Source organism: Siphonobacter sp., from assembly GCF_048595215.1.
Classification (GTDB): domain Bacteria; phylum Bacteroidota; class Bacteroidia; order Cytophagales; family Spirosomataceae; genus Siphonobacter.
Map to the genome: position 1 here is coordinate 1 of NZ_JBMDWJ010000390.1, position 10,129 is coordinate 10,129.

The window sequence follows — 10,129 nt, forward strand, 5'->3', positions numbered from 1 at the left end:
AGTTGCTGGTACTGGTCTTTCGGGAAATCATAAATGCGAAGTAAATCTTCTTTTTTACGGAATACGCCTCCTTTGGATCGGTATTTAATGATTCGTTCGGCCATCCAGCGGGCCACGCCCAATTCTTGCCACTGCTCGGAGGTGATGGTATTCGGGTCAAAGGCGAACAAACGCGTAGGTTTACTGAAACGCTTGTCGGGGTAGTGGTTGTAATCGCGGGAATCGTGTTCGGAGTACGCTTTTTGCGTTTCAGACTGCACCTCCAACTGGGCCATGAGCGTGTCAAGCTTTTGAGCATCCTGCGAATCCTGTACCGAATCAGGGAGAAAATCCAGTACGAACGGAGATAGAAGCAATAAAATCAGCAGGCTCAGGAGCATCAAGAAGCCACGTGATTCGGTACGACTGAAGCCAAAATAATTCCGTACCCATTGGGTTAGTTTGGAAGGCATACTAGCAAGGATTAACAATCCAAATTACAAATGGCTCCTTCCAAAAGTCCGACCGTATGCTAAGTAATGATACTTAAAAAAATCCGTACAGGTAAGCCCGTACGGATTCCGAGAACCTAATACAATACTATTTTCGTTGAATAGCCTGCAATGAACTGTCGTTGATTTCAAAAGGCTGTTTTTTCAATAACTGAATGACTTCCGAAGCCGCCAGAATCACTGGACCGTACCCGTGAGCCGCGTAGGGACTGATGGGGCGGTGATAGTAAAAAGCTGGGTCGAAGCCCATACCCGTTCCTACGCAGGTACCTTCCACCTGCCCTTTGGCGTTCACTCTTGTAGAGACGGCATTCCAGGCTAGCAAACAGGCGGGGGCGTAGGCTACCTTATCAATCCAGCCTTTATTGATCGCTCGGGCCAGACAGTAGGCGTAAATCGCCGTAGCGGAAGTTTCCAGATATGAATCATTGCGGTCCAGGAGCTGGTGCCAGAAGCCCGAACCCGACTGGCAGGCGGTCAGACCTTTCACGTGAGCCTGTAACAATTCCAGAATTTTAGCCCGTTGCGGGTGATTTTCTGGTAGTACGTCGAGTAGCTCCACTTTAGTTAGAATGGCCCAGCCATTGGCCCGAGCCCAGTGAAATTCAGGATGGACATTCATTCCTTCGACCCATCCGTGCATGTACAGACCTTTCTGGGAGTTGAACATCCGCTTCGAAAATTGCATAACCTGTCGGGTCGCTTCTGTGTAATACTTCGCCTCTCCCGTAAGCTTACCCATCTGAGCGAGGGCTGGTACGCCCATGAATAAATCATCCAGCCAAAGCGTATTGGGTTGTGGTCGATTACGGGCCAGCGTCCCATCGGATAAACGATATTCTTTAGTAAGAATGTACTGAATGAAATGATCGATCAGTGGACGCAACGCCGCCGTATTCCCACCGCGTACAGATTTAATCATGGCTGCCGTAAGGGCTCCACCATCATCCAACGCGTGTGGATTGAGAAACGAACGCATGGCGAGCCGATTTTGAGGATCCTCATTCAGAAGTTTCTGAAAATGCGGAGCGATGTCAGCCAGAAATTTTAGTCGTTCATCGGTATAGGCTTTGTATTTCGGATCACCCGTTGCTTCGCTGGCCTGTAACAGAGCGGCATACGTAACGCCCCATTCGTAACTGGTAAGGCGGAAGTCAGCTTTTGCAAAGGTGGTATTCGCATCAATGGAAGAAAAATCCGTCAGAATCTTATTGCTTTGTTTATTAGCCAGTTGAGCAGGGGTTACCGCGTTCAAGTACGTATAAACTCGGTCTAATACCTGGGTCACCGCTTCTGCTGAAACTTTACCATAAGGGACCGGATAATCGGGTTGTAACAAGTGCAAAGGCGTATCCGCGTCGGTAGCCCGGGTTTCATTGCGTTGAGCAAAAGTTATCTGGCACAGTACTACTAAAGTAAGACTGGTGAAGATATATTTTTTCATGGAAGCGATTGTATAAAACAGGATAGAGTAATGGATGCAGATCAAAGACGGATAAATAAAAAAAAAGCCCTTAGATAGGGCTTTATGATGGGTTGGATGAAACTAGTATTAAATATAAAGATTGAAGGTTGGATGTACTCAGTGAATAGGCTATGGTTGAACGCTTATACCGATTGTTTTTTTAGAAAACCCCTCAAATCTAAAAGATGAGAGGGGTTTTACTCCTCAGAACTAGCTACACCGTCATGAAGCTGTTCTGTTTCTCAAGTTCAATCCTTCAAGCCGCCACTTGATTAGATTGATGAAACAAAACTAGTATCTCAAGAGCGAGCTAGAATGAGTTTTCGGCGAAAGGGAAGAATGGATCGACAAATAGTAGTATTTGGCACTTTTTTGGTAAAAAAATAGTAAGTATATAGTTTGATTTACTTGTAAGTATATATATGATAAGTGTAAGTATAAAAATCGATCTGTCGAAGAAGCGAGCCTTTCAATGTTCAGGAGGTAGCTGAACAATATGACCCCAGAATTCATATAAACTCTTGAACGTGTTAACCAAATCGTTATAGCTGGATGGCTTTACGATGTAAGAATTAGCCCCAAAGCGATAGGCGTTTTTGATATCTTCGGGTACTGAAGAGGTACTCATAACAATAACGGGTAGAAAACAAGCCTGAGCATGTTTTCGAATAAATTGTAAAAGCTCCGGTCCTCCGCCAGGCCGAAGATTCCAGTCAAGAAGAAGCAAATCAGGTAGTTTTTGCTTTGTATCAAGCCGATGAAGCAGCTCAGATTCTGTACTTACACTTTCCCATTGTACCTTAGCTCCCGCTTCATCAAAGGCTTCTTGTACTAGAAAGCGATCATCTGCATCGTCATCTGCCAGTAGAATATGTAAGATAGAAGTCTCTGTCATGACACCAACACCCTTAGTAGTATTCAAGCATAAGAATACCTTTTCTAAAGGTGTAGAGTCAAAAAAAACATTCCCTTATAAAAACTGAGTAAAGCTGGGAACGAAGTAAGATTTTTTTCACTATTTCAAGTCGAAGCTTTCATTGAGTTCACTGAATTAGTGGAAGGGATTACCCAACCATTTCTGCCAGCTATCTACCATCACTAGTTTAATCCGTATGAACCAGCCTTCCTCTACTGAATATCCCGCCTCAAGTCAGATGGCTCATTACATAGCCTTAGTGCCAGATGCTAATGTACTAGAGGTATTACAGCATCAGTACGAAGAAGTGCTGCACCGCTACGAATCTCTGTTATTGCCCGAGCAAGCGGACTTTCGATACGCCGAGGGGAAGTGGACTATCAAAGAAATGTTAGGGCATATGATGGATACCGAGCGTGTTTTTTCTTACCGGGCTTTAGCGATTGCTCGGGGAGAGACCCAGAAACTACCGGGTTTTGAACAGGATGAATACATGGCCGTAGCTCAGTTTAGCAGACAGCCCCTGGAAGATTTACTGCAGCAGTATCAATTTTTACGCAAAGGGAATTTACTGCTATTCCGTAGTTTCAGTGAAGAAGATCTATCCCGAATGGGTACCAGCAGTGGTTCCCCTTTGTCGAGCCGAGCTCTGATCTATATGATTGCCGGACACGAACGCCACCATTTAAACATTTTAAGCGAACGATATCAATTAGGGTAGGCTTTCTGCATGAGGAAATCTACTAAAAAATGAACGTATATTTTTGCCATGAGTACAATTCAAGACGTTACTTCTTTTTTAGAAAAATGGGCTCCCCTGGCTTATCAGGAAAGCTACGATAATGCGGGTCTGATCGTAGGCGATCCACAACAGAAAGTAAAAAATGTTCTCGTTACCCTGGATTGCACGGAAGCCATCGTAGACGAAGCCCTGCAGCGAGACTGTAACCTAATCGTTGCCCATCATCCCATCGTTTTCAAGGGATTGAAACAGCTGAACGGGAAAAATTACGTCGAACGGACCGTCATCAAAGCCCTCAAAAATGACATTGCTCTCTACGCTATTCATACCAATCTGGATAGTGTGAAAGGAGGCGTAAACGGGCGAATCGCTCAACAACTCGGCCTGTCGTCAGTGCGTATACTGGCTCCCAAGCGACAGACGCTCGAAAAGCTTACCACCTTCGTTCCCGTGGAACAAACATCGCAGGTACTGGAGGCTCTGTACGCTGCCGGAGCCGGTCAGATCGGGGAGTATAAAAACTGCTCGTTCCGAACCCTGGGTACGGGTAGCTTCACCCCAACGGGATCAGCGGACCCTTTTCTGGGAAAACTAAATCAGCCCGAAGAAGTGGAGGAGTACCGGATTGAAGTAATTTTTCCGGCTCCTCTGGAAGGGCGTGTGTTACAGGCTCTGCGGCAAGCTCACCCCTACGAAGAAGTGGCCTACTATCTGCATCAGCTCGAAAACAGTAATCAGGAAGTAGGTTCCGGAGCGATCGGTACACTGCCTGAACCACTCTCTGAAAACGATTGGCTGGTGTATCTGAAAAGTCGTATGAATCTGAAAGTGATTCGTCATACGGAGTTGCGGAACAAAACCGTACAAAAAATTGCTATCTGTGGTGGATCGGGCAGTTTTCTGCTGAAAGATGCGTTACGGCAACAGGCGGACGTTTTCGTAACCGCTGATTTTAAATACCACGAGTTCTTCGATGCCGAAAAGCAGCTAATGATTTGTGATATTGGGCATTACGAAAGCGAAGTTTTCACGAAAGAGCTATTAAGTGAGCGTCTAACGGAAAATTTCCCTAATTTTGCGACACTTTTATCTAAAACTGACACCAATCCGGTTCACTATTTCGTGTAAGTTCTACAGTTTTTTCTTAAATGGGCTGAATGTCAGCCCGGTTGTTAAGTAAAAGCTGGAAACGATAGATTCGAAACTCTCATTCATGGAAGCAACGGTAGCTCAAAAACTCGATTTTCTCCTCCAATTACAGGCCATAGATTCTCAGTTAGACGAAATCAAAAAAATTCGCGGGGATTTGCCTGAAGAAGTTCGGGATCTTGAGGATGATATCGCCGGGTTTGAAACCCGTATCAAACGTCATAAAGATACCATCGACACGCTTGATTCCGAAATCCACGGCTATCGTCAGGCCAAGCGTGACGCTGAAAAACTGATTGTTAAGTATAAAGATCAGCAAAATAACGTCCGCAATAACCGGGAATTCGATGCCATCAACAAAGAGATCGAATTTCAGGAACTGGAAATGAAACTGGCGGATAAGCGTACGGCTGAAGCCAGCGAAAAAGTGCGTCTGAAAGAAGAAGAAATTCGTCATACGCAACAATTACTGGAAGAACGTCGCAAAGATCTTGACGCGAAACGCAAAGAACTGGACATCATTCTGGGAGAAAGCCAGGAAGATGAAAAGAAACTGAACGAACAACGTGACAAACAGGCACTGAAAGTAGAAGACCGTTTACGTCTGGCTTATCAGCGTATCCGTGACAATTCTTCGAACGGACTGGCCGTTGTAACGGTTCGCCGGGCAGCGTGTAGCGGTTGTTTTAACGTAGTACCTCCCCAACGTCAGGCTGACATTCGGGAGCAGAAGAAAATCATCATCTGTGAACATTGCGGTCGGATTCTGGCGGACGTCGAAGACGCTCCTGTTACGGTTGCTACAACTTCACGGCGGTAATTTTATTTTACAGCAACACCAATCTGAACGAACCCGTCGAATTTTCGACGGGTTTTTTTGTACCAGTTTCAGCCCATTCTTCCATGAAACGAATCTTATTTCTTCTGCTTTTCCTTCCAGGCTTTAGTCAGGCAGCTGATTTTGAATGGACGCCCCGGGTACAGCAGGCTTATCTGGACATTTTCAAACTCAAACTGAACAAAGGTCGGCAGGAACTGACTCCCGAATTGAAAACGAACGGAGTAGCCCTGTACCTGGATGATTACGCCGATATGTTATCGCTGCTGCTCACGGAAGATCGGAAGGCGTACGAAACCATGGAGAAAAACGGTGAAAAACGTCTGCAACAGCTGGAGGATATGGACGAAGATTCGCCCTGGAATCGCTGCCTGCGGGCCGAAATTCGCTTACACTGGGCCTTTGTGAAAATTAAATTTGGCAAGGAAGTGCCGGGAGCCTGGGACATTATCAAAGCGTACAAACTGCTGGATGAAAACGCCCGAAGATTCCCGCAGTTTACGTACAATAAAAAAGCCTTGGGGATGCTGCACGTGCTGATCGGATCGACGCCCGAGAGCTATCGCTGGGTAACCAAACTACTAGGATTACGGGGAAATATTCAGCAGGGGTTGCAGGAAATTCACGCCGTGACGCAGAAAGAACCCTTGTTTCGAACAGAAGCTCAACTGATTGAATACCTCATGCAGGGGTATGTCTTGAGACTGAGCGGTCGCGAAGTGACGGATTTCCAGAAATACCTGGCTCAGAACAGTGATAATTTACTGATTCAGTTTTTTGGCAATTCCATTCTGATGAAAGAAGGGCACGGGGAAGCCGCATTGGCTATTGCCCAAAATCACCCCAATTCCCCCGAATATCTGGATATACCTTTTTTTGAGTACCATATCGGTGAAATTCTCTTACAAAAAGGCCAGTACGTCCATGCAATTGCCGCTTTTCAGCAATTTCTAAAAGAGCATCCTACTGGAAATTTCGTCAAAGATGCAACGTATAAGGAATACCTCTGCTACGCTCTGGCGGGTGATGAGGCCAAAGCCCGAACCCAGTATGAGCGGGTAAAAACGATAGGACAGGCCCATAATGAAGCCGACAAATCAGCCCAGAAAGCTTGTAACGCCGCGTACCAGCCTTTAACCGATACTCAGAAACTGGTACTCAAAGCTCGTTTTGCCGGTGACGGCGGCTATTACGAAACGGCTCTACAAAACCTGAAGAACACTTCCGAAGCTCAATTTTCACAGCCCTACGACCGAACGGAGTACAATTATCGCAAAGCCCGTATTTACCATCGTATGAACGACTTTGTAACGGCTATTCCCTTGTACGAACGGGCTATTGCTCTGGGCGAAGGACAAAACTGGCATTTTGCTCCGTCATCCTGTTTGCAATTGGGTTACATTTTTCAGTTACGCAACGACAAGGCCAAAGCCAAAAGTTATTTCGAGAAAGCCATTAGCTACAAAAAACACGAATACAAAAATTCCGTGGATGGGAAAGCGAAAGCAGCTCTCACAGAAATGGGGTATTAACTGGTTTACAAAACCTATGGTATAGCATCTTTGATCAGAGAGTAATTTACATTTCCCCTTCTACGCCCAGACCAAACAGGGCAAAATCGTACTTGACCGGATCGCTGGGATCAAAGCGACGCAGGTGATCCGTTAACTCCAGAGCCGCCTGCCAGTCGGTGTTGGGTCGCTGCAACAGGCCCAGCTTCCGAGCTACCCGTTCTACGTGTACATCGCAGGGACAAACGAGTGCTGCTGGTGACAGCCGATTCCAGATTCCAAAGTCTACGCCATGCGTATCTTTCCGTACCATCCAGCGGAGAAACATATTGAGGCGTTTGCATGATGACTTTCGGGCTGGTGTGGCTACGTGTTTACGCGTACGGGCCGGAGCATCTTCCAAACCCAAAAACACTTCATGAAAACGGACCAAAGCCTGTTCAGCCGGGAAAGCCGGGTGCCGCTCGGGCTGCGGTAAGGCAACCGATGCGGGTACGAAAGCCTCTTCCAAAGACGAGTGCTCTGCGTAAAACTGCTGGAAAAAGTGCAGGAAGTAGAGCGTATCCGTAGCGTTAAACGTACGGTGTTTGAAGTGGAGAAAAGGCTTCAGATCAAGGGGTTGATGATTCCGAACGAAATCGTACGGAGCTCCGTCCATGAGCCGAATCAGCTCATTACACTTGTTAATAATCGTCTTCCGCTGACCCCAGGCCAGTACCGCCGCCCAGAATCCCATAATTTCAATATCCTGTTGCTGCGAAAACTGATGCGGAATACTGATGGGATCGTTCGGTATAAAACTCGGTTGGTTGTATTGCTGTACTTTGCTTTCGAGTAAGTCGTATAACCAGTCTGCGGAATGGAATTTTTCAAAAAGTGCCATACCGCAAAGGTCAGCAAACAATCGCTGATTCCATACCGTTTGTTAGGAAGAGTAAGTTTGAACAAAGGAGAAGCTTTGAAACTTGATAAATAGGAGAGTCATCTGCCTGTTTCGAGCTACTCTTACATTTCACTAGCGGACAGTCTTTACCGAAAACATTCCCTCACGCAACCGTCAAGCCCAAACCAGACAACCCACATTCCTTACACCTCTATGCCTGAATTACCCGAAGTCGAAACCTACCGACGTTATTTCGAAGCAACCTGCCTCTTTCAGCCATTGGCTGATATTCAGGTAGAAGATACTAAGCTCCTGACCACTGATTACGACGTGCTGGTAGCAGCCTTACGCGGCAGACAATTCGTCGCGACGCAACGCGTCGGTAAAAACCTGTTTGCTGAAACGGATGGCGGTTTCTTTGTACACTTCCATTTTGGGATGACGGGTGATCTGGCCTATTATCAGTACGATCAGGAGCAGCCCCGCTTTGCCCGAATCATCTTTTACTTTCAAAATGGCTACCGGCTTGCGTTCATTTGTCCCCGGAAATTTGAGCGAATCGGGCTGGTGGACGATGTGAAAGCATACCTTCTGAAAAAGCGAATTGCGGCGGATGCACTGGCAATTACTCCAGAAGAACTAGGCCAGACGCTGGCCCGTAAAAAAGCCCTGATTAAACCCGTACTGCTGGATCAGTCGGTAGTGGCGGGCATTGGCAACTGGATTGTGGATGAAGTATTGTTTCAGGCTCGAATTCATCCCGAACGGCTGGCTTCTTCGCTGAAGAATCCGGAAGTACAGGCCTTACACGAATCCATTCAGAAGGTGTTACTAACCGCTATTCAATACGAAGCGAACTACGCCCTGTTCCCGCAGAATTTCATTATACATGCCCGGGAATGGGCTTTATCGCCTTACCCGGATCATGGACAACATTTGCTTTGTCCACGCTGTCAGCAAAAGCTGCAAATTACTCGGGTAGGAGGGCGTACTACTTACTTCTGTCCCGTAGATCAGCCCGAAGTTCCGGCCGATTTTCGGTGAAAATCGGCTTACAGAACGACTGATTATCAATGAGCGAAGTCGCTAAAAAGTTAATTTATTAAATTTTTTTAAAAAATACGGGTTTTGTCAGGTTGGGAGTACAAGCTTGTCAGGGAAAAGCTATATTTTTGTTGCGTTAACTAAGCCTCCTTCTATAACATGCTGCCCGAAACAGACACGTTGTTAGCTACGCCGACGCTGAACCAGCCCATCGCCTTTGAACGGATTCCTACGCAGATTTATGCCGATTCAAATGACGCATCAGCCGCGGTTGCCCGTGAAATTGCTGAAATCATTCGTGCCAAACAATTGCAGGGCAAACCTGCCGTATTAGGTTTGGCTACGGGATCATCGCCTAAAAAAGTGTATGCGGAATTGATCCGTATTCACCGGGAAGAACGGCTCAGCTTTTACAACGTTATTACGTTCAACCTGGATGAATACTATCCTATGCAGCCCGATGGCTTACAGAGCTACGTTCGGTTTATGCAGGAGCAGCTGTTTAACCACATTGACATCCCCAAAGACAACTATTTCATTCCCGATGGTACCCTGTCACCGGCTCAGATTCCGGCATTTTGCCATGAATACGAACGCCGGATTGATGAATTAGGGGGCCTGGATTTTCAATTATTAGGAATTGGCCGGAATGGTCACGTTGGTTTCAACGAGCCGGGTTCACACGTGAACTCCCGCACTCGCCTGATGACGCTCGATTTAACGACCCGTATTGATGCGGCTCTGGATTTCGGCGGACTGGCTAACGTTCCCAAGAAAGCTATTACGCTGGGTATTAACCAGATCATGAAAGCCAAGCGGGTCATTCTGCTGGCTTGGGGTGAGCACAAAGCTCCCATGATTCATCAGGCCATCGAAGGCCCGGTGACGGATCAGGTACCGGCGAGTTATTTACAGGGACATCCCAACGTACAATTCGTACTCGACGAATCGGCTGCTGCTGAACTGACCCGCCGCAAAATGCCCTGGTTGGTGGAAGAGGTGATCTGGAATAAAACCATGATCAAAAAGGCCGTTACGCACCTGGCTCTTTCGCTGAATAAACCCATTCTGAAACTGACCAACCGTGATT

At 46.7% G+C, this 10,129-nt stretch carries 10 protein-coding genes; 6 read left to right on the forward strand and 4 right to left on the reverse strand.

Features of this window, described 5'->3' with window-relative positions:
• The 3 genes from ACOJTG_RS23855 to ACOJTG_RS23865 all read right to left on the reverse strand — a co-directional run.
• Positions 1-452, reverse strand: a 452-nt coding sequence (locus ACOJTG_RS23855; protein WP_420156105.1) for a ComEA family DNA-binding protein, incomplete at its 3' end; no start/stop codon positions are given.
• Between the two features lie 127 nt (positions 453-579).
• Positions 580-1,935, reverse strand: a complete 1,356-nt coding sequence (locus ACOJTG_RS23860) for a glycoside hydrolase family 88/105 protein (protein WP_420156106.1) — start codon at positions 1,933-1,935, stop codon at positions 580-582.
• Between the two features lie 490 nt (positions 1,936-2,425).
• The gene (locus ACOJTG_RS23865) at positions 2,426-2,851 is read right to left on the reverse strand and encodes a response regulator (protein ID WP_420156107.1); all 426 of its coding nucleotides are present in this window, start codon (positions 2,849-2,851) and stop codon (positions 2,426-2,428) included.
• A 217-nt stretch (positions 2,852-3,068) separates the two neighbouring features.
• Between ACOJTG_RS23865 and ACOJTG_RS23870 the strand changes: the two genes are divergently transcribed.
• The 4 genes from ACOJTG_RS23870 (at position 3,069) to ACOJTG_RS23885 (ending at position 7,133) form a co-directional block, all read left to right on the forward strand.
• Positions 3,069-3,593 carry a DinB family protein gene (locus tag ACOJTG_RS23870; RefSeq protein WP_420156108.1) on the forward strand — a complete coding sequence of 175 codons (525 nt, stop codon included), beginning with the start codon at positions 3,069-3,071 and terminating at the stop codon, positions 3,591-3,593.
• Positions 3,594-3,641: 48 nt separating this feature from the next.
• Positions 3,642-4,742 (forward strand): Nif3-like dinuclear metal center hexameric protein, encoded by a 1,101-nt coding sequence (locus tag ACOJTG_RS23875; RefSeq protein ID WP_420156109.1) that lies wholly within the window; start codon positions 3,642-3,644, stop codon positions 4,740-4,742.
• An 85-nt stretch (positions 4,743-4,827) separates the two neighbouring features.
• Complete coding sequence (locus ACOJTG_RS23880) at positions 4,828-5,583, forward strand: zinc ribbon domain-containing protein (protein ID WP_104710015.1); 756 nt, start codon at positions 4,828-4,830, stop codon at positions 5,581-5,583.
• An 83-nt stretch (positions 5,584-5,666) separates the two neighbouring features.
• Complete coding sequence (locus tag ACOJTG_RS23885) at positions 5,667-7,133, forward strand: tetratricopeptide repeat protein (protein ID WP_420156110.1); 1,467 nt, start codon at positions 5,667-5,669, stop codon at positions 7,131-7,133.
• A gap of 46 nt (positions 7,134-7,179) precedes the next feature.
• Here the strand turns inward: ACOJTG_RS23885 and ACOJTG_RS23890 are convergent, their stop codons facing one another.
• Positions 7,180-7,995 (reverse strand): TIGR02757 family protein, encoded by an 816-nt coding sequence (locus tag ACOJTG_RS23890; RefSeq protein ID WP_420156111.1) that lies wholly within the window; start codon positions 7,993-7,995, stop codon positions 7,180-7,182.
• Between the two features lie 213 nt (positions 7,996-8,208).
• Between ACOJTG_RS23890 and ACOJTG_RS23895 the strand changes: the two genes are divergently transcribed.
• Positions 8,209-9,039 (forward strand): Fpg/Nei family DNA glycosylase, encoded by an 831-nt coding sequence (locus ACOJTG_RS23895; protein ID WP_420156112.1) that lies wholly within the window; start codon positions 8,209-8,211, stop codon positions 9,037-9,039.
• Between the two features lie 159 nt (positions 9,040-9,198).
• Positions 9,199-10,129, forward strand: a 931-nt coding sequence (gene nagB / locus ACOJTG_RS23900; protein WP_420156113.1) for a glucosamine-6-phosphate deaminase, incomplete at its 3' end; no start/stop codon positions are given.

Bases quoted from the DNA above. Each gene is read 5' to 3' on its own strand.
- ACOJTG_RS23860 (WP_420156106.1), bottom strand. From the start codon at position 1,935: ATGAAAAAATATATCTTCACCAGTCTTACTTTAGTAGTACTGTGCCAG.
- ACOJTG_RS23870 (WP_420156108.1), top strand. From the start codon at position 3,069: ATGAACCAGCCTTCCTCTACTGAATATCCCGCCTCAAGTCAGATGGCT.
- ACOJTG_RS23880 (WP_104710015.1), top strand. From the start codon at position 4,828: ATGGAAGCAACGGTAGCTCAAAAACTCGATTTTCTCCTCCAATTACAG.
- ACOJTG_RS23895 (WP_420156112.1), top strand. From the start codon at position 8,209: ATGCCTGAATTACCCGAAGTCGAAACCTACCGACGTTATTTCGAAGCA.
- ACOJTG_RS23885 (WP_420156110.1), top strand. From the start codon at position 5,667: ATGAAACGAATCTTATTTCTTCTGCTTTTCCTTCCAGGCTTTAGTCAG.
- ACOJTG_RS23875 (WP_420156109.1), top strand. From the start codon at position 3,642: ATGAGTACAATTCAAGACGTTACTTCTTTTTTAGAAAAATGGGCTCCC.
- ACOJTG_RS23890 (WP_420156111.1), bottom strand. From the start codon at position 7,995: ATGGCACTTTTTGAAAAATTCCATTCCGCAGACTGGTTATACGACTTA.
- ACOJTG_RS23865 (WP_420156107.1), bottom strand. From the start codon at position 2,851: ATGACAGAGACTTCTATCTTACATATTCTACTGGCAGATGACGATGCA.